The organism is Streptomyces sp. SCA2-17 (assembly GCF_044336695.1).
The window spans coordinates 2,499,761-2,521,471 of record NZ_CP117521.1; the positions used below are offsets into that span (position 1 = coordinate 2,499,761).

General features: G+C 73.9%; 17 protein-coding genes and 1 tRNA gene. 10 read left to right on the forward strand and 8 right to left on the reverse strand.

The window, feature by feature from the left end:
• Positions 1–9 precede the first annotated feature (9 nt).
• Positions 10–564 (forward strand): MarR family winged helix-turn-helix transcriptional regulator, encoded by a 555-nt coding sequence (locus PS271_RS11080; RefSeq protein ID WP_398381791.1) that lies wholly within the window; start codon positions 10–12, stop codon positions 562–564.
• Positions 565–661: 97 nt separating this feature from the next.
• Here the strand turns inward: PS271_RS11080 and PS271_RS11085 are convergent, their stop codons facing one another.
• Together PS271_RS11085 and PS271_RS11090 are read right to left on the reverse strand one after the other, a co-directional pair.
• On the reverse strand, positions 662–2,167 hold the full coding sequence (locus PS271_RS11085; RefSeq protein WP_398381792.1) for an MFS transporter: 1,506 nt from the start codon (positions 2,165–2,167) through the stop codon (positions 662–664).
• A gap of 116 nt (positions 2,168–2,283) precedes the next feature.
• On the reverse strand, positions 2,284–2,967 hold the full coding sequence (locus PS271_RS11090; protein ID WP_398381793.1) for a TetR/AcrR family transcriptional regulator: 684 nt from the start codon (positions 2,965–2,967) through the stop codon (positions 2,284–2,286).
• A 463-nt stretch (positions 2,968–3,430) separates the two neighbouring features.
• Here PS271_RS11090 and PS271_RS11095 point away from each other — a divergent pair, with 463 nt between their 5' ends.
• Positions 3,431–4,783, forward strand: coding sequence for a M6 family metalloprotease domain-containing protein (locus PS271_RS11095; RefSeq protein WP_398381794.1), 1,353 nt, complete (start codon positions 3,431–3,433; stop codon positions 4,781–4,783).
• Here PS271_RS11095 and PS271_RS11100 read toward each other — a convergent pair.
• Complete coding sequence (locus tag PS271_RS11100) at positions 4,746–5,390, reverse strand: TetR family transcriptional regulator (protein ID WP_398381795.1); 645 nt, start codon at positions 5,388–5,390, stop codon at positions 4,746–4,748. The two genes, PS271_RS11095 and PS271_RS11100, sit on opposite strands and share 38 nt — an antisense overlap.
• Before the next feature lie 101 nt (positions 5,391–5,491).
• Between PS271_RS11100 and PS271_RS11105 the strand changes: the two genes are divergently transcribed.
• The 3 genes from PS271_RS11105 (at position 5,492) to PS271_RS11115 (ending at position 6,200) form a co-directional block, all read left to right on the forward strand.
• Positions 5,492–5,641, forward strand: coding sequence for a hypothetical protein (locus PS271_RS11105; protein WP_398381796.1), 150 nt, complete (start codon positions 5,492–5,494; stop codon positions 5,639–5,641).
• 1 nt (position 5,642) lies between these two features.
• Positions 5,643–5,960: a hypothetical protein gene (locus PS271_RS11110; protein WP_398381797.1), complete on the forward strand. Its 318-nt coding sequence runs from the start codon at positions 5,643–5,645 to the stop codon at positions 5,958–5,960.
• A gap of 167 nt (positions 5,961–6,127) precedes the next feature.
• Positions 6,128–6,200 (forward strand) — tRNA-Arg (locus PS271_RS11115).
• Positions 6,201–6,349: 149 nt separating this feature from the next.
• Here PS271_RS11115 and PS271_RS11120 read toward each other — a convergent pair.
• Together PS271_RS11120 and PS271_RS11125 are read right to left on the reverse strand one after the other, a co-directional pair.
• Positions 6,350–7,561: a cytochrome P450 gene (locus PS271_RS11120; protein ID WP_398381798.1), complete on the reverse strand. Its 1,212-nt coding sequence runs from the start codon at positions 7,559–7,561 to the stop codon at positions 6,350–6,352.
• A gap of 101 nt (positions 7,562–7,662) precedes the next feature.
• Complete coding sequence (locus PS271_RS11125) at positions 7,663–8,886, reverse strand: cytochrome P450 (RefSeq protein WP_398381799.1); 1,224 nt, start codon at positions 8,884–8,886, stop codon at positions 7,663–7,665.
• A 212-nt stretch (positions 8,887–9,098) separates the two neighbouring features.
• Here PS271_RS11125 and PS271_RS11130 point away from each other — a divergent pair, with 212 nt between their 5' ends.
• Complete coding sequence (locus PS271_RS11130) at positions 9,099–11,204, forward strand: restriction endonuclease (protein ID WP_398381800.1); 2,106 nt, start codon at positions 9,099–9,101, stop codon at positions 11,202–11,204.
• 83 nt (positions 11,205–11,287) lie between these two features.
• Entirely contained in the window at positions 11,288–13,207 is a 1,920-nt protein-coding gene (gene recQ, locus PS271_RS11135) for a DNA helicase RecQ (protein WP_398381801.1), read from the forward strand.
• A gap of 215 nt (positions 13,208–13,422) precedes the next feature.
• Here recQ and PS271_RS11140 read toward each other — a convergent pair whose 3' ends face one another.
• Positions 13,423–14,532 (reverse strand): hypothetical protein, encoded by a 1,110-nt coding sequence (locus PS271_RS11140; protein ID WP_398381802.1) that lies wholly within the window; start codon positions 14,530–14,532, stop codon positions 13,423–13,425.
• A 79-nt stretch (positions 14,533–14,611) separates the two neighbouring features.
• On the opposite strand from PS271_RS11140, the gene PS271_RS11145 reads away from it, so the two are divergent.
• Positions 14,612–15,139, forward strand: coding sequence for a MarR family winged helix-turn-helix transcriptional regulator (locus PS271_RS11145; RefSeq protein WP_398381803.1), 528 nt, complete (start codon positions 14,612–14,614; stop codon positions 15,137–15,139).
• Position 15,140: 1 nt separating this feature from the next.
• Here PS271_RS11145 and PS271_RS11150 read toward each other — a convergent pair whose 3' ends face one another.
• Together PS271_RS11150 and PS271_RS11155 are read right to left on the reverse strand one after the other, a co-directional pair.
• Positions 15,141–15,752 (reverse strand): class F sortase, encoded by a 612-nt coding sequence (locus tag PS271_RS11150; protein WP_398386803.1) that lies wholly within the window; start codon positions 15,750–15,752, stop codon positions 15,141–15,143.
• Between the two features lie 432 nt (positions 15,753–16,184).
• Positions 16,185–16,823 (reverse strand): GVDTG sorting domain-containing protein, encoded by a 639-nt coding sequence (locus PS271_RS11155; RefSeq protein ID WP_398381804.1) that lies wholly within the window; start codon positions 16,821–16,823, stop codon positions 16,185–16,187.
• A gap of 416 nt (positions 16,824–17,239) precedes the next feature.
• On the opposite strand from PS271_RS11155, the gene PS271_RS11160 reads away from it, so the two are divergent.
• Together PS271_RS11160 and PS271_RS11165 are read left to right on the forward strand one after the other, a co-directional pair.
• The gene (locus tag PS271_RS11160) at positions 17,240–19,207 is read left to right on the forward strand and encodes a trypsin-like peptidase domain-containing protein (protein ID WP_398381805.1); all 1,968 of its coding nucleotides are present in this window, start codon (positions 17,240–17,242) and stop codon (positions 19,205–19,207) included.
• Between the two features lie 7 nt (positions 19,208–19,214).
• A complete protein-coding gene (locus PS271_RS11165; RefSeq protein WP_398381806.1) occupies positions 19,215–21,704 on the forward strand; it encodes a serine/threonine-protein kinase in 2,490 nt (829 codons plus the stop codon).
• Positions 21,705–21,711: the final 7 nt, after the last annotated feature.

Below are 21,711 nucleotides of genomic sequence, written 5' to 3' on the forward strand. Positions count from 1 at the left end.
GTGGATGCCATGACCAAGCGACCCGAAGAGGACATCGCGCGTCCGGAGGGGGAGACCGCCGCCGCCGGCAGCAGCAGCGCCGCCGCCGGGCCGCGCTGGCTGACCGATGCCGAGCAGGACGTCTGGCGGGCGTACCTGCACGCCACCACCCTCCTGGAGGACCACCTCGACCGGCAGCTCCAGCGCGACGCCGGGATGCCGCACGTCTACTACGGCCTGCTCGTCGAGCTGTCCGAGGCCCCGCGGCGGCGGCTGCGGATGACGGACCTCGCCCGGAACGCCAAGATCACCCGGTCCCGGCTCTCGCACGCCGTCGCCCGGCTGGAGAAGAACGGCTGGGTGCGCCGCGAGGACTGCCCGTCCGACAAGCGCGGCCAGCTGGCCGTCCTCACGGACGAGGGCTTCGAGATGCTGCGCAGGTCCGCGCCGGGCCACGTCGCCGCGGTCCGGGCCGCGCTCTTCGACCGGCTGTCGCCCGAGCAGGCGGCCCAGTTCGGCGAGACGTGCCGGACGATCGCGGCGGGCTTGCAGCCGGCGGGGGCGGACCTGCCCTGGCTGCGCTGACGTACGTACGCACGTCGCCTATGTGCATGCGCGTATGTACATAGGCGAAGGCCCCCGCCTGGACGGCGGGGGCCTTCGCGCGTAGGGATCCTGCGGATCAGTGCGCCATGACCGGCACGGAGTTCTCCGCGCCCTCGCCGTCGCCCGAGCCCGCGACCACGCCGCCCTGGTGACCGGCGTTGACGAACGTGACCGCGATCAGCGCGGACAGGGCCAGGATGCCGACCGCCCACCACACCGCGGTGGAGTAGCCGTGCACCATCGACTGGAAGGTGAGCAGCTTCGGGTCACCCGCGGACTTCATGTGCGACTTGAAGTAGTCCGTGGTGGCGCTGGCGGCGATGGTGTTGAGCAGCGCGGTGCCGATGGCGCCGCCGACCTGCTGCGAGGTGTTCACCATCGCGGAGGCGACACCGGCGTCACGCGCCTGCACCCCGTACGTGGAGAGGCTCATCGCCGGCATGAACGCCGTACCCATGCCGAGGCCCATGAGCATCAGGCCGGGCAGGACGACCGTCGTGTAGGAGGTGTCCAGGTCGATCTGCGTGAGCAGGACCATGCCGACGGCGGCGAGCAGGAAGCCCGGGCCCATCAGCCAGCGCGCCGGGACGCGGTTCATCAGGCGGGCGCCGATCTGCGTGGAGCCGGTGATCATCGTGGCGATCATCGGGAGGAACGCGAGACCGGTCTTGACCGGCGAGTAGCCGCGGACGACCTGGAGGTAGTACGTGAGGAAGAGGAACAGGCCGAACATCGCGATGGCGGCCAGGCCCAGCGAGACGTAGACACCGGCGCGGTTGCGGTCGGTGAGCACGCGCAGCGGCAGCAGCGGGGCCTTGACCCTCTTCTCGACGACCACGAAGGCGAACAGCAGGACCACGGCGGCGATGAAGAAGCCGAGGGTGCTGCCGGCCGTCCAGCCGTGGGACTCGGCGCGGGTGAAGCCGTAGACCAGCGAGACCAGGCCGAGCGTGGCCAGGATGACGCCGGGGACGTCCAGCTTCGAAGAGTTGCGGCTGCCGGCCGGCTCGCGGATCACGGCGATCGCGCCGGCCGCGGCGACGACGGCGAAGGGGATGTTCACGAAGAACGTCCAGCGCCAGTTGAGGTATTCGGTGAACAGGCCGCCGAGGATCAGGCCGACGCCACCACCGGCACCGGCGATGGCACCGAAGATGCCGAACGCCTTGGCGCGCTCCTTGCCCTCGGTGAAGAGGACGGCGAGCAGCGACAGCGCGGCGGGCGCGAGCAGGGCGCCGAAGACGCCCTGGAGGGCGCGGGCACCCAGCAGCATCCCGGTGTTGACGGCGGCGCCGCCGAGGGCCGAGGCGGCGGCGAAGCCGATCAGGCCGACGACGAAGGCGCGCTTGCGGCCCCACAGGTCGGAGATGCGGCCGCCGAAGAGCAGCAGGCCGCCGAAGGCGAGGGCGTAGGCGGTGATGACCCACTGCCGGTTGCCGTCCGAGATGCCGAGGTCGGTCTGGGCGGAGGGCAGCGCGATGTTCACGATCGTCGCGTCGAGGACGACCATGAGCTGCGCCAGGGCGATGAATATGAGCGCTTTCCAGCGCTTGGGGTCGAGGGGGGTACTGGTGTCTGGCATGTGTGGGCCTACCTCGGCGGCGGTGGTGGTGGAGCGGGACGGTGGGGTGCGGGTGGTGCGAGTGGTGCGGGCCCGGCGGGCCCGCGAAGTCTGTGGCTGCCCGGCGGTCTGCGGTGTCAGGCGGGATGCCCGGGTCCGGCGGGCCGGCCGGACCCGGCGGCCGCGCCGTGCTTCTGGCGGCGCAGCTCCTCCAAGGTGACGGCGGAGCCGGGCAGTTCGGACCGGGCCGGAGTCATCAGGCCGTCGAGGAACAGCTGCAGGTGCCGGTGGATGAACTGATCGAAGACCGCGCAGCCCTTGCCGGGCAGCGGGCGGGTCAACTGCGTGACGGCGACCATGAGATCGCCGACGGCGATGTCATCCCGCAGCTGACCCGACGCGCGCGCGTCGGCCATGATCTGCTCGATCTGGGCGTCGAGGCGGTCACGCGCGGCCACCAGCTCGGGGTGGCCGGGGTCCATGCCCTCTTCCAGCAACGTGCAGAGCGCACCGACGCGTTCGTCCGCGGCGGCGTGGACGAACCGCCTCAGCGATCGGAAAGCATCGGGCTCCTCGGCTCGTGCCGCCTCGGCCTGCTCGGCGAGGCGGGCCATGACGGAGAGGGTGACATGGTGGATCAGCTCGCGGCGGTCCGCGAAGTGCCGGTACAGCGTGGCATTGCCGACCCCGGCGCGTCGAGCGATTTCATCGAGGGAGCTCTCGGCCCCGTGCTCGACGAGCGCCTCCCGCGCGGCGACGATGATCCGCTCGCGGTTACGCAGGGCGTCGGCGCGCAGGCGCGGCGGATGCGCGGTGACCACGATCTTTACTCCTTCCGAGGAGGCTGAAGAGGGGCTGAAGAGCGACTGAAGAGGGGCCCGGCAACCGGGGAGAGACTCCCCGGTTCGTCCGTACGAGGGGTAAACGGGGATCGGGTCCCCGGATATTTCGGCGGCGGGCAGTGATGCGCATCACGTCTCCTGGAGGGTTCCCTGGAGGGATGGGGTGATGGGGGCGGCGGTGACGGGTGTGGCCGCGATCGGTGCGCGATGCCCCATCTGCCGCAGTCCGGGGAGCGCGCCGGGGGCCGGCGGCGGAAGGTGATCACAGAGGGCGGCGCGGCGGCCGCCCCTGGGAGGCGCCCGGCATGAGCACGCTGGCCATCGCGGCGGCGAGGACCGCGCCCGCGAAGATGCCGCCACCGCGGCGATGAGGGGCCCGGCCGTGCGGAATGCGGCCACGCGGCCCGCGGCCATGAGGTCCACGGCCACGCGACCCGTAGCCGTGCGAACCGCAGCCCTGCGGACCACGGCCACGCGGACCGCGGCCGTCGTGGCCGTGAAGACGCTCGCCCTCGTCGTCATGGCCGTGACCACGCTCGCCATGACCTCACCCGTGCCCGCGGGCCGCTCCGGCGCGGACGGCGGCGCCGGCGCGCAGGGCGGCCCGCCGGCTCTCGCGGACACCGGGGCCCGGCCGCCCTCCGGCCCGTGCGCCCTGCCCGGGGCCACCGACAACGTCTCGGAGACCGCGCTCACACCGCCCGGCTACGCCCCCTCCAGCGGCGTCGTCCGCGCGATCACCTTCCTGATCGACTTCCCGGACTCCCCCGCCACGATCAGCCCGCAGGAGCGCTACGCCGAGTTCTTCCCGGCCGTCGCCGACTACTACCGGACCAGCTCCTACGGCCGGCTCGACTACCGCTCCACGCCCGTCCTGCGCTGGATCCGGATGTCCCGCCCGTACCGCGCCTACGGGATCGAGCGCGGCACGCCCTTCGACGCGAGCACCGACGACGGCTACGCCGCGCTGTCGGCGGAGATCCTCGACGCGGCGGACGACACCGTCGACTTCCGGCGCTACGACCTGATCAACGTGCTGGTCACGCCGGACGCGGGCCCGCCGGCCACGGAGGACGTGCGGTCGGTGACCTTCGCCGGCACCCCCACCGGTCTGACGACGGCCGAGGGCACGCCCTTCCGGAACGTGTCGTTCATCTGGAGCCGCCAGACCGGCGACAGCCCCTTCCGCGTCCTCAACCACGAGAACGCGCACAGCTTCGGCCTGCCCGACCTCTACTACACGGGCCGCGGCGCCGCCCTGCTGAAGACGCCGGTGGGGCACTGGGACCCGATGGACGAGGACTGGGGCCCGTCCGAGGACTTCCTGGCCTGGCACAAGTGGAAGCTGGGCTGGCTGGCCCCCGCGCAGGTGCGCTGCCTGGACCGGCCCGGCATCCACTCGTTCGCCCTGACCCCAACAGCCTTCCCCGGCGGCCTCAAGCTCGCCGTGCTCCCCGTCTCCCGGCACACCGCGATCACGCTGGAGGCGCGGGCGCCCGGCCCGCTCGACCACGCGGTGTGCCGCCCGGGCGTCCTGGTCACCGCCGTCACGACCACGATGTACACGGGCTCCGGACCGGTGCGCGTCGCCGACGCCACGCCCGGCAGCCGGGGCTGCTACACGAGCGACCTGAACGTGAACGCGGCGCTGAGCGACGCCCCGTACGCGGCCGGGCAGCGGTACACGGGGCCCGGCGTGACGGTCGACGTGCTCGGCGCGACGGACGAGGGCGACTGGCGCGTACGGGTGCGGACGGTCAGGAGGCCGCCGGCCAGTGACGGCGGCCGAGACTGATCAGCCGCAGCTGCCGCCGGGCGGTGTCGGCGATGGCCCGCTCCGCCGCCGGGTCCTCCGCGGAGGCCTCCACGAACGCCGACGCGGTCATCACGAGGTGGTCGACGTAGAGCCCGGCGAGCATCCGTACGTCCTCGGCGCTCCAGCCCCCCGACGCCTCCTGCACGGCGAGCGCGGCGGCGACCTCGTTCCCGAACCGGGCCAGCTCCGCCGCGATGGCCTCGCGCACCGCCCGCACCCCGCCGTGCCGCTCCCGGGCTACGAACCGCACGTGCGCCGGATGCCGCCGTACGTAATCCGCCACGGCCTCGACGCTGCGGTCGATGACCTCCTCCGCCTCCTGCTGGTCGGCCAGCACGGCCCGGATCATCACGTGCAGGCTCGCGAGCGACTCCTCGACGAGCGCGACCCCGAGCTCCGCCATGTCCCGGAAGTGCCGGTAGAACGCGGCCGGCGCGACCCCGACGACCCGGGTGACCTCCCGCAAACCGAGGCTGCTCAGACTCTGCTCCTCCAGCAGTGCCAGGGCGGCGTCGAGGAGGGCCTGACGAGTCTTCAGCTTCTGGGCCTGGCGGACCCCGAGCGTGGCGGGGGTGCTGCTGTTCATGGTTTCAGTAAACAACTGTTTGCCACAGGACGCCAGAAGCGCTACGCTGGATTTCAGTGAACAACTGTCATTCCAACTGTTCACCCAAGAAGGGGAAGGACATGATCTTCCTAGTGGCGGCCGTGCTCCTCCTGGGAGTCCTCGTGGGCGCCGCCGCCCACCTCTCGCTCCCGGTAGTGGTCCCGGCGGCCACGGCGATCGCCCTGTGGCTGCTGATCTTCGCCGTACGGGAACGCAGGAGGGAGCACTGACATGCAGACGACACTGACGCGACAGACGCCCCGCACCACGGACGACCTCGCGGACCGCAGGCCGCAGCCCCCGCGCACCTCCCACCGGGAGGCCGACGGCATGGCCGTGACCTCCTTCGTCCTGGGCCTGGTGGGCCTCCTCATCTTCAACGTCGTGCTGGGCCCCCTCGCCCTGGCCCTGGCGACCCTGGCCCTCCTCCGCGGCACGACCCGCCGCGGCCGTGCACTCCTGGGCCTGACCCTGGGCGCCGCCGACCTGATCATCCTGGCCACCCTGGCCACGACGGACCACACCCTCTCCTGGAGCCTCGGCGCGTGACCGGATGACAAGGCCGCAAGCCCACCGGGGCCCCCGGCCCCAGCGCCCGGCCCCGCCCATCCGCTAACCTGTCCTCGACCGCTCCCACGAGCGGCCGAGGAGCCTGCTGAGGCGGCTCGGCGAAGCTCCGCCAGGACTTCCCCGAAACAATCAGCAAGCCCCGCCCCGCCTCCGTAGCTCAGGGGATAGAGCACCGCTCTCCTAAAGCGGGTGTCGGCAGTTCGAATCTGCCCGGGGGCACTTCATCGGCTCACGCCGATCCGGGGTCGCTCCCCGGCGAAGTGCTTTGTTCGGCCCCGGATTCCCCGTCCGGGGCCGTTTTGCATCCCCATAGGGGTGAGGAGTTCGCCCGGGCGGAGCTCCCCGAGGCACTCACAGTGTGATCCGCTCTACCAGGCAACCGGCAGGGACTCCGGGCCTCGGTTGATGGAGCCCCGGCGCCAGTGCATCTCGGATTCGGGGACGGCCAGGCGCAGGTCGGGGAAGCGGTTCAGGAGGGCCGTGAGCATGACTTCGGCTTCCATCCTGGTGATCATCGCGCCTACGCAGTAGTGCGGGCCGTGACCGAAGGACAGGTTGGGGGCCTCGTCGCGGGTGAGGTCGAGGCGGTCCGGGTCGGTGAAGACCGAGGGGTCGCGGTTGGCCGCCAGGTAGGAGACGTAGACGACCTCGCCACTGCGGATCGTCGCGTCGCCGACCTGGAAGTCCTCGGTGGCGATGCGGGGCAGGCCGACGCCGTTGCGGTGCGGGATGTAGCGCAGGAGCTCCTCGACGGCCTGGGGCAGCAGCTCCGGGCGGGCGCGCAGGGCGGCCAGTTGCTCGGGGTGGGTGAGCAGCGCGTACACCATGTTGGAGACCTGGTTGCGTACGGCGTCCATGCCGTTGAGGACGAGCATCACCGCGAGCGAGATCAGCTCCGGCATGCTGAGGCCGCCGTCCTTCTGGGCCGCGACCAGGGCGCTGAACAGGTCGTCGCCGGGCTGTTCGCGGCGGTGCGCGGCCATGGCCTTGAAGTAGCCCGCGATCTCGCCCTTGACGGCGTTGCTCTCCTTCTCGGAGTGGTTGCTGGAGAGGATGACGCTGCGCCAGTCCTGCAGCCGGTCGAGGTCGCGGGGCGGGACGCCGAGGAGCTCGCCGATGAGCTGGGCGGGCAGGGGGCCGGTGAGCCACTCGGTCAGGTCGGCGGGGGCGCCGTGCTCCGCCATGCGGGAGAGCATCTGCTCGGCGAGCTCCTCGGCGCGGGGGCGCAGGGCGGCGACGCGCTTGCGGCTGAAGGTGAGGGCCACGTGGCGGCGGATGCGGGTGTGGTCGGGCGGGTCGGTGCGGCCCACGCCGCCCGCCGGGGCCACGACGTGCGGCGTCATGCTGGTGACCGGCCGGTCGACGGTGAGCGCGCGGCTCAGCCGGGGGTCGGCGGCGACCGTCTTCACGTCCTCGTAGCGCGTGGCCAGCCAGGCGTCGCCCTCACCGAACCGCAGCCGGATCCGGGCGATCGGCTCCTCGCGCAGCAGGCGGTGCATGAGCGGGTCGAAGGCCAGGGCGGGCAGATGGTCGACCGGCCAGTCGTGGACCGTCTCCCCCGGCGTACGGACGGCGGCCATCGGGCAGGATTCCCCGCCGGATCCGGAAGTCCCCTCCGAGCCGGTCCCGTTCGGGCCGGCCCCGTTCGGGCCGGCCCCGTTCGAAGGCTGCGTCATCCCGCTCACCACACCACCGGAAGGTGTTCCGGTCCCCTGATGAGCGCGCTCTTCTGCCACCGGATCTTCTCCACCGGCTCCGCGAGGCGCAGGTCCGGGAAGCGCGTGATCAGCGACGTGAGGATGACCTCGGATTCCAGGCGGGCGAGCATCGAGCCCAGGCAGAAGTGCGGCCCGTGTCCGAAGGACAGGTGCGGGTTGTGCTCCCGGTCGAAGTCGATCTCGTCCGGGTGGTCGAACACGGAGGGGTCGCGGTTGGCCGTGAGGTACGAGGAGTGGACCACTTCACCGGCCTTGATCAGCACGCCGCCCACTTCGACGTCCTCCATGGCGATGCGGCCGAGTCCGACGGCGTTGCGGTGCGGGATGTAGCGCAGGAGCTCCTCGATGGCCTGCGGCAGCAGCCCGGGCTCGCGGCGCAGCCGCTCCAGGTGCTGCGGGTGGGTGAGCAGGGCGTAGACCATGTTGCTGCTGTTGTTGCGCACGGCGTGGGCGGCGCTGGCCTGGATCAGCAGGGCGATGGCGACGGCCTCCTCCGTGCTGAGGTCGCCCTTGGCGACGGAGGCGGCCAGCTCGCTCGCGAGGTCGGGGCCCGGCTCCTTCTGCTTGCGCCCCAGCATCTCCACGAAGTAGCCGGCCATCTCCGCCTTGGCGGTGTCGCTGGCCTCCCGCCCGTGGCCCGCGGACAGCAGGATCTCCGTCCAGCGCGCCATCCGCGGCAGGTGCTCGTCCGGTACGCCCATCAGGTCGCTGATGACGGCGAGCGGCAGGGGGCCGTTCAGGTGCTTCATCAGGTCCGCCGGGGGGCCCTCGTGCTCCATGGCGTCGAGGAGTTCACCGGCGACGCGCTCGGCGCGGGGCCGGAGCCGTTCGAGGCTCGCGGGCGTGAAGGAGCGGGCAACGGCCTTGCGCAGCCGGGTGTGCTCGGGCGGGTCGGCGAAGCCCACCGCTTCGTCGAGCGGGATGAAGTGGGGGGCGAGCCGGGTGATCGGGCGGCCGAGCACGGCCTGGCGGCTGAACCGGGGGTCGGAGGTGACGAACTTGACGTCCTCGTAGCGCGTCACGAGCCAGGCGTGGCCCTCCCCGTGCGGGAGCTTGACCCGGGAGACGGGCTCCTCGCGGAGCCGCTCGGCCATGAACGGGTCGAAGTCGAGCCCGCGGAGATCCTCCACGGCCCAGAAGCGCACCGGGTGCTGCTGCTCGGAGTCGGATGCTGTCGTGGTCGCCATCAGCTGTCCCACCCGCCTGTCGCGTGCCTGTTGCTTCTTTGTCTTTTCGTTCCCCTCCGGGCAAGCTCCCCGGAATGCCGCACCAGCAACGGGGCACGCCGGGAAAATCACCCGTACGGCGTACCTGACCTCTGCCGACGCGTCGTCACATCTCGTACGCACGACCCGGACCCGGGCGCAAATAACACTTACTAAATGACTAAAGTGTCCGCATGAGTCGCAGCTCCAGTGGACTGATAGGGATCTGGGCCGAGGCGCAGCGTCAGCAGCAGCGCCGGCAGGAGGCCGAGCACCGGGAGCAGGTGCAGCTCCAGCGGGAGCAGGAGCGGCGGGAACGGGCGGCGGCGCGCGAGGCCGCGCGGGCCGACCGGGAGCAGCGGGCCGCCTACCGGCAGCGGCGCGAGACCGAGGCGCGGCGGCGCACGGAGGAGCTGGAGGCCCGGGTCGCGGAGCTGACGGGGCTGCTGGTGGCGGGGTGCCGGGTGCCGGCGTTCTCGACGGCGGCGCTGCGCCGGCCCGAGACGGTGGAGCCGTTCCATCCGGGGCACCTGGGACAGCCGGTGCCGATGCCGAACCCGGTCTTGTACCAGGCGCAGGGCGGCTGGGGCTTCGGCGCGAGCCGCAGCCGGGAGCAGTACGACCACGACCTGCGGGCCGCACAGGCCGCCGAGGCCGCGCGGCTGCAGCAACTGGAGGCCTACCGGCGGCAGTACGAGCAGTGGGCGGCCGGGCAGCTCGCCGAGGTCCGGGAGCACAACGCGGGCGTGGAGGAGATGCTCACGGCGCTGCGCGCCGGGGACCCCGACGCCGTGGTCGACTACTTCTCGGCCGCCCTGTACGCCTCTTCCGCCTGGCCCGCCGAGTTCCCGCACCAGGTGTCGGCCGCGTACGACCCGGCGGCCCGGCAGCTGGTGCTGCTGTGGGAGCTGCCGGGGTACGACATCGTGCCGGAGGCCAAGGCGGTGCGGTACATGCCGACCGCCGACGAGGAGAAGGAGACGGCGCGGCCCGCCGCGCAGCGCCGGGCCGTGTACCGGGACGTGCTGGCGCAGTGCGTCCTGCTGGTGCTGCGCGATCTCTTCGCCGCGGACGGGTCCGGGGTGCTGGAGTCGGTCGTGGTCAACGGCTTCGTCGACGACCACGACCCGGCCACGGGCCGCCGCGCCCAGATCGTCCTGGCCTCGGTCTCCGTCTCCCGTACGGTCTTCGCCGGGCTGCACCTGGAGCAGGTCAGCGCGGTGGACTGCCTCACGGACGGGCTCGGCGGGCTGCTGTCCGCCCGGCCGGACCAGCTCGCCGCCGTGCGGCCGGGCCGGATGCCCGCCGACGTCGGGCGGAGCGTCGTCTCGCACGGGGGCGGCGACGACCCCGACCTGTACGAGATGGACCCGGTCGCATTCGAGGCGCTGGTCGCCCAGCTGTTCCGCGCGCGGGGCATGCAGGCCGTGATGACCACCCGGTCCAACGACGGCGGTGTGGACGTCGAGGCGCTGGACCCCGACCCGATCAGCGGCGGCCGGATCATCGTGCAGGTGAAGCGGTACCGCAAGACGGTCCCGCCGACCGCGGTCCGGGACCTGTACGGCACGGTGCAGGGCGCGGGCGCCAACAAGGGCGTGCTGGTGACGACCTCCGGCTTCGGGCCCGGCTCGTACGCCTTCGCCAACGGAAAACCGCTCACTCTCGTCTCGGGCGAGGAGCTGGTGGGGCTGCTGGGGCGGCACGGGCTGCGGGGCCGGCTCGGCGGCGGCGCGGGCGGCGGAGCGGGGCGGGCCGCATCACCGGCGACCGCGCCGGAGCCGGAGCCGGACGAGGGCACGCCCGACGTGCCCGGCGAGCACAACGTCCTCGGCATGTCCTGGTCCGGCACCGTCGCCCTCGACGTGTGCGCCCTCGTCTGCCACGGCACCCGTGTGCTCAGCGACGATCACTTCGTGTTCTTCAACAACGACGCCACTCCCGACGGGGCCGTGCGCACCGTGCCGCCGCCCCGCGGGGACAAGGCGGCCGTCCGCGTAGCCTTCGAGGCGCTGCCCGCCGACGCCGACCGGCTCGTGCTCGTCGCGGCCGTCGACCCCGAGGTGAACCCGGACGCCGACCTCGCGGGCTTCACGGACGCCCGGATCCGGCTGGCGGACGCGGCCGGGGCCGAGCTGGGGCAGCTGGAGGTCTCCGACGGCCGGGCGGGCGAGACGGCGCTCGTGCTCGGGTCCTTCCGGAAGCGGGCCAACGGCGACTGGGACTTCGTGATCGGCGGGCAGGGCTACCGGGGCGGCCTGGAGGAGCTGCTGGGGGATTACGGGATCGAGGTCGCGTAGACCGGGTTCCGGTCGCGTAGATCAGGTTCCGGGAGTTATCCACAGCCCCCGTGCGTGTCAGCGGACCCCCCTAGACTTTCCGCATGGCCGACCTCACCGAGACCGCCCGCCCCGCCGCCACCATCCCTTCCCCCTCCCCCACGCCTGCCGACGCGGGGAGTGAGGCCCTGGGCTGCCTGCGGCGCGTCTTCGGTTACGACGCGTTCCGCGGCGACCAGGAGGCGATCATCGAGCATGTCGTCGCCGGCGGCGACGCGCTCGTCCTGATGCCGACCGGCGGCGGAAAGTCGCTGTGCTACCAGATCCCGGCCCTGGTCCGGCCGGGCGTCGGCGTGGTCGTGTCCCCCTTGATCGCCCTCATGCAGGACCAGGTGGACGCCCTGCGGGCGCTCGGCGTCCGGGCCGGCTTCCTCAATTCCACGCAGGACATGGACGAGCGCCGGCTGGTCGAGGCGGAGTTCCTGGCCGGCGAGCTCGACCTGCTCTACCTGGCGCCCGAGCGGCTGCGCGTCGACGCCACGCTGCGGCTGCTGGACCGCGGCAAGATCTCCCTCTTCGCCATCGACGAGGCGCACTGCGTGGCCCAGTGGGGCCACGACTTCCGGCCGGACTACCTGGCCCTGTCCGCACTGCACGAGCGCTGGCCGGACGTGCCGCGCATCGCCCTGACCGCGACGGCCACGGAGGCCACGCACACCGAGATCGCCGCCCGGCTCCAGCTCCAGGGCGCCCGGCACTTCGTCGCGAGCTTCGACCGGCCCAACATCCAGTACCGCATCGCGCCGAAGAACGACCCCAAGAAGCAGCTCCTGGAGCTGCTGCGCACCGAGCACGCGGGCGACGCGGGCGTCGTCTACTGCCTCTCCCGCAAGAGCGTGGAGGACACCGCCGCCTTCCTCGCCCAGCAGGGCATCGAGGCGCTGCCGTACCACGCGGGCCTGGACGCGGCCACGCGCGCCGCGAACCAGGCGCGCTTCCTGCGCGAGGACGGCATCGTGATGGTCGCGACGATCGCCTTCGGCATGGGCATCGACAAGCCGGACGTGCGGTTCGTCGCCCACATCGACCTGCCGAAGTCCGTCGAGGGCTACTACCAGGAGACGGGCCGCGCCGGCCGCGACGGCCTGCCCTCCACGGCCTGGCTCGCGTACGGCCTCCAGGACGTCGTCCAGCAGCGCAAGATGATCGACGGCTCCGAGGGCGACGACGCGCACCGCCGCCGCCTGGGCGCCCACCTCGACGCGATGCTGGCCCTGTGCGAGACCGTCGAGTGCCGCCGCGTGCAGCTCCTCGCCTACTTCGGGCAGGAGAGCGGCCCCTGCGGCAACTGCGACACGTGCCTCACCCCCGCCGAGACGTGGGACGGCACGATCGCCGCCCAGAAGTTCCTCTCCGCGGTCTACCGGCTCGCGCGCGAGCGGCGCCAGAAGTTCGGCGCGGGACAGATCATCGACATCCTCCTCGGCAAGAAGACCGCGAAGGTCATCCAGCACGACCACGACGGCCTCACCGTCTTCGGCATCGGCACCGACCTCAGCATGGCGCAGTGGCGGGGCGTGGTCCGGCAGCTGCTGGCACAGGGCCTGCTGGCCGTCGAGGGCGACTACGGCACGCTCGTCCTGACGGAGGCCAGCGGCGAGGTGCTGGGCGGCCGCCGCGAGGTGCGGCTGCGGAGCGAGCCGGAAAAGCCGGCTCGGGCCGCGAAGTCCGGATCCGGCTCCGGATCCGGCAAGCGGGCCGCGCCCGTGGACCTGCCTGCCGAGGCGATGCCGGTCTTCGAGGCGCTGCGGGCGTGGCGCGGGGCCACGGCGAAGGAACAAGGCGTCCCGGCGTACGTGATCTTCCACGATGCGACGCTGCGCGAGATCGCCACGGTCTCGCCCACGTCCCTCGACGAACTCGCGGGCGTGAGCGGCGTGGGCGAGAGCAAGCTGGCGAAGCACGGCGAGAAGATCCTCGACGTCCTGGCCGAGCTGCGGGAGGCGACGGCGGCGGGCGGCTGACGACGGCGAGAAGGCACGGGAAGCAACGACGGCGGGAGGGGGCCGGGGGCGCAGGGGCAGGGTCCCTGGACGCTGACGTGTATTTGTGGCGCCAAGTGCGGGGCACGAACACGCAGAGGGGAAGGGCGCCGTAAATATACGGTCCAGGGACCCTGCCCCGGAGCCCCCGGCACCCGGCCCACGGACCGGCGCCTCAGCCCCGTCTCAGCCCAGCCTCAGCCCCGCCGCGGCTTGATCCGCTGCTGCGCCGCCAAAACCGCCGCGCCGTAGCGGGGGTCCGGACGCAAAGCATGCTCGCGCCGACACGCCTCCGTGAACTTCAGAACGTGCTCGTCGCCGTGCTCCACCGCCCGGGCGACGAGCTCGTCGAACGGCGGTACGTCCGCTTCCGCCGCGTCCCGGGCCGCCGTGTCCTCCCCGCCCCGGTCGTCGGTGAAGGCCACGAGCAGCGTCGTGTGGACGTGCCAGAGGGCCGCCGCGGACGGCTCGTGGAGCTCGTCGGGCAGGTGCGGCAGTACGAGTCGTACGGCGGCGGGCGCGGTGACCGCGTGCACCAGCGGGACGGGGAAGAGCTCGGGGTGCCCGAGGTAGACCCCGGCGAAGGCGGTGGTCATCTCGCTGAGCAGCCACTGCGTCCCGGCGGGGGCGAGGGAGCCCAGCGCCTCGTGGTAGCCGGCGAGCTCGCCGGGCCGGGCGAGCCGTTCCGCGGCGACGGCGCGCCCCCGCTTGCCCGGCCCCGCGTAGGCGGTGCGGGGCAGTGCGGCGATGGCGCCCGCCAGGTCGTGGTGGCCGCTCATGCGGACCTCGCCGGGCAGGTGGGCGAACCGGGCGGCCCAGTAGGCCAGCCCGCGGGCCAGCTCGGTGAGCTGCTGGGGCGTCGGCTGCGCGTCGACCGGGACCGCGGCGAGGGACCGGACGGCGTGGGCCGTACGGATCAGTCCATGCGTCAGGCCCGCGAGGAGGCCCGGCAGGAGCCGGGGCCACCAGCGGGCGAGCACCTCGCGCCAGGGAGCGGCGGCGAGTTCGCGGCGGAAGAGCTCCTCCCAGTCGCCGGCGCGGGAGAAGTCGCCGAGCGCGGGGCGCCAGGACGTCTCGTCGGCGGGGTCGAGGGCGAAGCCGGGGGCGGGCACGTCGTGGTGGGGCATGGCGGTGCGGTAGCCCTCGACCCAGGCGGCGACTTCGCCGCCGTGGCCGAGGGCGGCGAGCGTCTCGGCGCCCATGGGCCCGTGGTTGGCGAGGTCGGCACCGACCCCCCGCTCGTACCCCAGGTCGTGCATGCGCTCCAGCGCGTCGTTGAGTGCGTCGTGGTATCGGATCACCGGCATGACAGAGCTCCTCCCCCTGCAACGGATCGCTTCGGCTTACCCAATGGTTTGGATTTCCGAAGCGTCTACACTTCGCAGTATGCCGCACGACCCCGCACCCGGGAAGGACCACCCCCGGCTTCCCACCCCGGAAGAGACCGAAGCGATCGGTCTCGTCCCGCTGCTCTCCCCGTACATCCGCCAGGCCCGCACCGAGATGCCGGACGAGCTGCGCGCGCTCTTCGAGGCGCACAGCCTCACGGCGCGGCACGGCGCGGTCCTGCCGCAGTTGATAGCCGAAGCACCCCTGGCCGTGAGCGAGCTGGCGCGCAGGATGCGGCTGTCCCTGTCGACCACGAGCGAGCTGGTCGGCGCGCTGAACCGGGCCGGCCTGGTCGAGCGCCGCGAGGACCCCGCGAACCGGCGCCGCACGCTCGTGGCCGTCGTGGACGGCCACCGGCCGGCGGTCGAGGCGTTCATCGCCACCCGCTCCCAGCCGCTGCTGCGCGCGCTCGACAGCCTCTCGCCCCGCGACCGGGCGGGGTTCGTCGCGGGCCTGACCGCGTGGGCCCGTGAGACGCAGCAGGCCGGGGGCGGTGCGCCGGCGAACGGAAGCGGCCGCTCCTGACTCACCTCACGCCGGTGAGGTGGGCGTACACCACCACGTTCCCCAGGTACGCGTGGCTCTCCTCGGAGAACCCGCCCCCGCACGTGATCAGCCGCAACTCGGCGCGCTTCGCGGGCCCGTACACCTTCTGCGAGGGGAAGTCGTCCCGGCTGTACACCTCGATCGCGTCGATGGCGAAGAGCGCCGTCCGGCCGTCCGCGCGCGCGACCTCCACGCGGTACCCCTTCTTGAGGGCGCCGAGGTTGTAGAAGACGGCGGGCCCGGTGGCGGTGTCGACGTGGCCGGCGACGACGGCGGTGCCGGTGGCGCCGGGCGCGGCGCCGGCCGCGTACCAGCCGGCGACGTTGCTCTCGTCGTCCCGCGGGCTGGAGAGGGTGCCGTCCGGGAGCAGGCCCAGGGGCTCCAGCGGCGCGTCGACGTCGATCGCCGGTATCCGCACCCGCGTGGGCACGGCGACCGGCAGCGGCGGCACCGCGCGCTCGCCGCTCGCCGGTCCCGTACGGGGCCCGGTGGCCGGGAACGCCTCGGCCGCGGAGGGCTGCGGGGGCGGGTCCTGGATGTCGGCCCCGCGCTGGATCAGCCAGCTGCCCACGCACAGGGCCACGGCGATCAGGACGGCGGCGACGGCCTTGCGCCGGGAGTCACGAGCCTGGGGGGACGGCGGACGACGGACGGGCCGGGCGGCGCCGGCAGGGTGCGGGCGACCGGGCCGGGCGGTGCCACCCGGCCCCGGCCCACCGAAGAAGGCGGCGCCACCGGCGCCCGGGCTGCCGGAGCGGGCCGGAGCAACCGGGCCGCCCGAGCCGTCCGGGCAAGCCCGGGCAACCGGGCCGAGCCCGGCGGGCAGGGGGCCCGCAGCCGCCCGCCGGCGCGGGTTCCGCCGCATCTGCCGCGAGTTCCGCGCCTTGCGGGAGCCGCGCGCCCGCCGGCCGTCGCCGGCGTTCTGCGACTGGGACATGGATCTCCTCCACCGCGTCCGCCGCGCCCGTGGTCCCCGGACGCGGGGGCGTTCGGGGACCGGGGTGCGAAGCGGGCCGGGGGCGCGTCAGATCCGGTTGCCGTTGCTGCCACGGCGCCGCAGGTACCAGGTGCCGCCGACCGCCGCGGTGGCCAGCACGGCCGCGCCCGCCATGAGCTCGGTCATCCCGGAGTCGTCACTGGTCGAGCCGACACCGGTCTTCATGCCGCCCTTGGGCGGCTTGGCCGGGGTGGAGGAACCGCCGCCCGTGCCCTCCTTGCCCTTCGAGGGGCTGTGGCTCGCACCGCCCATGCCGGTCCCGCCCATACCGGCGCCGCCCGTGCCGGACCCGCTCGAAGGGGAGCCGCCCGAGCCCGCGGAGACGACGACGTCGCCCGTGGCCTCCTTGCCGTTGTGGCACTTGACGCCGATGCCGTACGTGCCGGCCTTCGCGCTGTTGGGGACCTTGAACGTGCCGACGACGCTCTCCTTGTGGGTGCCCGGCTTGAGCTGGAACGAGGCCGGGCCGCCGACGGCGCTGGCGTCGCCCGAGCCCGAACCGTTGGACCCGCAGGCGGTGGTGTTCACCGTGACCTCGGCACCGGGCTTGACGGGGTTCGGAGAGACTTCCAGCTTGCCGAAGTCCCCGGCGAGCGCGGGGGCGCTCGCCAGCCCGAGGGCGGCTATGGAAAGGGCGGTCCCGGTGAGCACTCGTGAGTTACGCATGCTTGTTCCTCCGTGAACGCGGCCGGGGCACGTGGTGTGCCCACGAAGGGGAGTGGGGGGTTCCGCGCTCCTCAGAGCCGAGGGAACCGGGATCCGGGGCGTCCCGCACCCTGACAGCGCATCAGAATCACCGGTCCGGGCCGGGCCGCGAACCGGGGCGGGCCGGCGTATCGGCAGGTCACCGGGGGTGGCCCCGCCGTCACCGGGACGGCCGCCCCCGAACGCGGCGAACGGGTGACTCCGGACTGCCGGCCGCCGCCCGGCCCGGGGTCACCCGTTCGGCGGACCCGGGGCGGGGCAGGGCACCCGCCGAACCGTGCGCCGGGGGCGCGCAACCCCCGCGCGAATCACACGGAACGGTGACCCCACATTCGGAGGGGTCACTTCCGCCGGGGGCGCGCGTATGCTCTGCGCCCATGGGGGAGGAGACCGAGGTCCCCGTCAACACCGAGGTGCGCGGCGAGACTTGGCGGGTCCGCATTTCCACGACCGGCGGCGATGTCCTGGGGGCCGGCATCCTGCTGGCCGCCGACGCCGTGCTGACCTGCGCCCACGTCATCCCCGCCGATCCCCTCAGCCCCACCGGCCCCCGCCCCGGTCCTATCGACCCCACCGGCTCCCGCATCGGTCCCATCGACTCCGCCGGCCCCGCCGATCCCACCGGCCCCCGCGAGCTCAACGGCCGCACCGCGCCCGGCACGGAGGTGCTGGTCGAGCTGGTCGGCGTGCCCGGCGCGCGCCCCGTGCCGGCCCGGGTGGCCGACGGCTGCTGGGTGCCCGAGCTGGCGGACTCCCGGGGCGACGTCGCCCTCCTCACCCTGGCCCGGCCGCAGGACGCCCGCCACGCCGCCCCGCTGCACCGGGTCGCGCCCACCCGCGGCCGGTCCGTCTGGATGTGCGGCTTCCCCAGCACGCGCGAGCTCCAGGACGGCGTCTGGTTCCGGGCCACCCTCGCCGGGCCGTCCGGGCCGCGCGGCGAGTGGGTGCAGATGTTCCCCGTGACCCCGGAGGAGACGGTGCGGCCGGGCTTCAGCGGCGCCGCCGTCACCGACGCGGAGACGCACCGCGTCCTCGGCATGGTCGTCAGCCGCTACGACGACCGCTCCTCGGCCGCCCCCGCGAGCGGCCGGCTCCACCTGTCGTACATGATTCCCATCGAGACCGTCGTCCGGCACCTGCCCGTCATCGACCGCTACGTGAGCGGCGGCCGCGGCAACGGCCTGCCGTCGGTGCCGCGGGGCGCGGCCCGCGACCGCGAGTTCGCCCGCTGGCTGGCCCGCTGGTTCGCCGCCGCGGAGGGGACCCGGCGAGTGGAGGCGATCGTCATCAAGAAGGGCGAGGCGGTGCGCGCGGCGACGCTCAGCCGGGCGGTCGCCCTCGCGGACCGCGAGCTGCCCGCGGACGCCCCGCTGCCCGCACCGCGCAGAGCGCCCCTCCCCGTGGGCATACGCCCTCCCACCCCCACCGGCTCACCACCGCCCGCCGGCCCGGCCGCCACGCCCCGCAACGGCACCGCACGCCGCCCCCCGTCCCCGTACGAGCCCCCCGGCCCCGAGGAGCCGGACGACGACCTCCTGCCGCCCGTCGGCAGCGTCGACCTCGCCCTCGACGTCTCCGGGGAGACCGTCGCCGGGGTCGCCGGGCGCGTCGCCGACCGGCTCGGGCTGAGCCCCGCCGGGGACGACGGCTCGGCGGTCGGCCTGCTCGGCGGCGCCGGAGCCGTGCCGCTGACGATCGTCGCGGAAGGCGTCGACTACGCGGCGGACCCCCTCGCCCTGGTCGAGTTCACCGACCTCCTCGCCGCCCGGGGCGCCCGCCTGCTCCTCGTCTTCCGCAACCCCGAATCGCAGAGCCTGGAGCTGGCGCTGAGGATGGCTGACCCCGGCAAGAACGAGACCGCCGCCCGGCTCGACCGGGTGCGCGACCGCATCGACCACATCGCGCGCCGCGAGCGCACCGCCCACGACCGCACCGCCCTGATCGCCCCGGTCCGGCCCGTGCCGCAGCGCGCCGCCGCCCTGCGCCTGGACCTCACCGCGCTGCGCCGCCACCCGGAGCCGGGCAGCGCGCGCTTCCTCGCCGACCTCCGCGCCTTCGAGAGCACCGTGGAGGCCGAGTTGCTGCGCGTCGAGGAGGTGATCGGTCTGGCCGAGACGCAGATCGCCCGGCGCAACGAACTGCGCGGCCGGCTGGAGGCCTTCTTCGCGCTGCTCGCCGCCCGCAGCCTGGAGGAGGAGCGGGCCGCCGCGCCGCTCTACCGCGCCGCGCACAACCTCCTGCACGGGGCGCCCTGCGAGCTCGCCGAGGCCGAGCGCGCGGTCGAGCGCTTCGCCGAGGCCGTACGCCACCACACCCACCGACCGCGAGGGGGCGACGCCCCGTGAACGCCCTGTGAGCCCCCCGGCCGGCCCTCCCGGCAACCGCCCGCCCGGCCCCCGGCCCGGCGAGCCCTGCCCCCGGACCGGCTGTGACGGCCGCGTCGAGACCACCGGCTTCTGCTCCACGCGCGGCCACCGCGTACAGCCGCTGGAGCCCGGCGGGAACGGCGGCGGTCCCGGGGCCGGGCCCGGCGGCATCCCGCCCGTGCCCGAGAGCCCGCCCACCGCGGGTGCCCGCAGACGCGCCGAGACCGCCCAGTTGTTCACCGTGGGCCCCGCGGGCGACGGCCTGCTCGACCTGCCCGTCATCGCCACGCCCTCCCCCGAGGCCCTGGTCATCACGGACCCGCGGGTCCCGGTGGGCGGCAAGACCTGCGGCCACGAAGGGTGCACCGCAGTCGTCGGCAGGTCGTACGCCGGGCAGCCCGCCCTGCCCATCGGCTTCTGCGACCGCTGCGGCCACCCGTACGACTTCACGCCGCGCCTGGCCCCCGGCGACCTGGCCGGCGGGCAGTACCGCGTGGTGGGCTGCGTGGCCAACGGCGGTCTCGGCTGGGTCTACCTCGCCCACGACATGCGGCTCGACGGCAACCCGGTGGCCCTCAAGGGCCTGATCAACGACCGCGATCCCGTCGCCCTGCAGCGCGAGGCCGAGGAGCTGCGCGTCCTCATCGGCTCCGACCACCCGGACATCGTCCGCGTCATCAACTTCGTCTCCCACAAGGACACCACGAGCCACGGCGGTACGGAGCAGGGCGGCGGGAACGGCGCGGACGACGGGAACGGGAACGGCCACAGCAACGGCGCCGGCAGCCACACCCGCTACATCGTCATGGAGTTCGTCCGCGGCATGCACCTCTCCCAGGTGCGCGACCGCATCACCCGCGGCGAGGGCCCCTTCGGCGAGGACCGCGTCTTCGAGTACGTCCTCTCCTACGGCTGCCGCATCCTCGACGCCCTGGAGAGCCTGCACCGCAAGAACCTCGTCTACTGCGACCTCAAGCCCAACAACGTCATGCACTACGCGGACCGCATCAAGCTCATCGACCTCGGCGCCGTCCGCGACCTGGACGACCGCACCGGATACGTCCTCGGCGCCCGCGGCTTCACCGCCCCCGAGGTCGTCCGCAGGGGCGTCGAGGGGCTGTCCGTCCGCTCGGACCTCTTCAGCCTCGGCGTCACCCTGCGCACCCTCTCCGAGGGCTGCCGCAAGCAGCCTCCCGGCCTGGGCGCGGAGTCCTACGGGCGGGTCCTCGCCCGTGCCACAGCCGACGATCCGCTGGAACGGTTCGGCTCCGCCCGCGAGATGGCCGAGCAGCTGCGCGGCGTCCTGCGCGAGATCCGCTCCCTGCGCACCCGTACCGAGACCCCCGAGCCGTCCACGCTCTTCGCCGCCACGGCCACCCTCCTCGACGCCTCGCTCGGGCGCGTGCCGCCCCTGGAGCGCTGGCTGGCCGGCGAGCGGCGGCCGCTCCTCGACCCCGGCCTGCCCGAGCCCGGCCGCGTGCCGCACCACCTGCCCGTGCCGTACCCCGACCCGGCCGACCCGGCCGCCGCACTGCTGGCCCAGCCCACCACCAGCGGCCCCCGCCGGCTCATCCAGCAGCTGTCCGCGTCGGGCCGGGAGACCGTGGAGATCTGCTTCCGGCAGCTGCGCGCCCACCTCGAACTGGGCGAGCTCGACGCCGCGCACGAGCGGCTGACGACCGCCCGCGCGCGCCTCGGCGGCCCGGCCCGGTACGACTGGCGGATCTGCTGGCACGAGGGCCTGCTGTCCCTCGCCCGGGGCGACACGCCCACGGCGCGGGCCTGGTTCGAGCGCGTCTACGCCGCCCTGCCCGGGGAGTACGCGCCGAAGCTGGCCCTCGGCTACTGCGCCGAGAAGGCCGGCGCCCCGGCCGACGCCGAGCGCTACTACGACGCCGTGTGGCAGCGCAGCCGGACGCAGGGCAGCGCCGTCTTCGGGCTGGCCCGGCTGCGGCTGGCCGCTGGCGACCGCACCGGCGCGGTCGGCCTCCTCGGCAGCCTGCCGGAGGTGTCCCGGCACTACGACGCGGCCCAGATCGCCTGCGTCCGCATCCTCGCCGGCCGGCTGGAGGCCGACGACGGGCCCCGCCTCCCGGAGCGCTACGACCTCGCCGCCGCCTTCGGCCGCCTCCCCCTGCTCTATCTGGACGAGGGGCACGACGCCGGGCCGGCCCGCGACCGGCTGGAGGCCGAGGCCCTCGAAGTGGCCCTGGAGCGCGTGGCGGTACGGAACGGGGCGGCGGCTCCGGCGGGCGGCGGCAACGGCCGTCGCGGCAACAGGAGCAGCACCGCGCTCCCCGGCCCGGACGGCGCTCCGAACGGTTCCCCGGAGGGCTCCCCGGACGGCGAGGAGTTCACCCTGCGCACCCGCCTGGAGGCGAAGCTGCGCCGGCTCGCCCGCCAGGCCCCCACCCCGAGCGGCCTGGCCGCCCTGGTCGACCTGGCCAACAGCGTCCGCCCCAAGACCCGCTTCTGACCCCGGG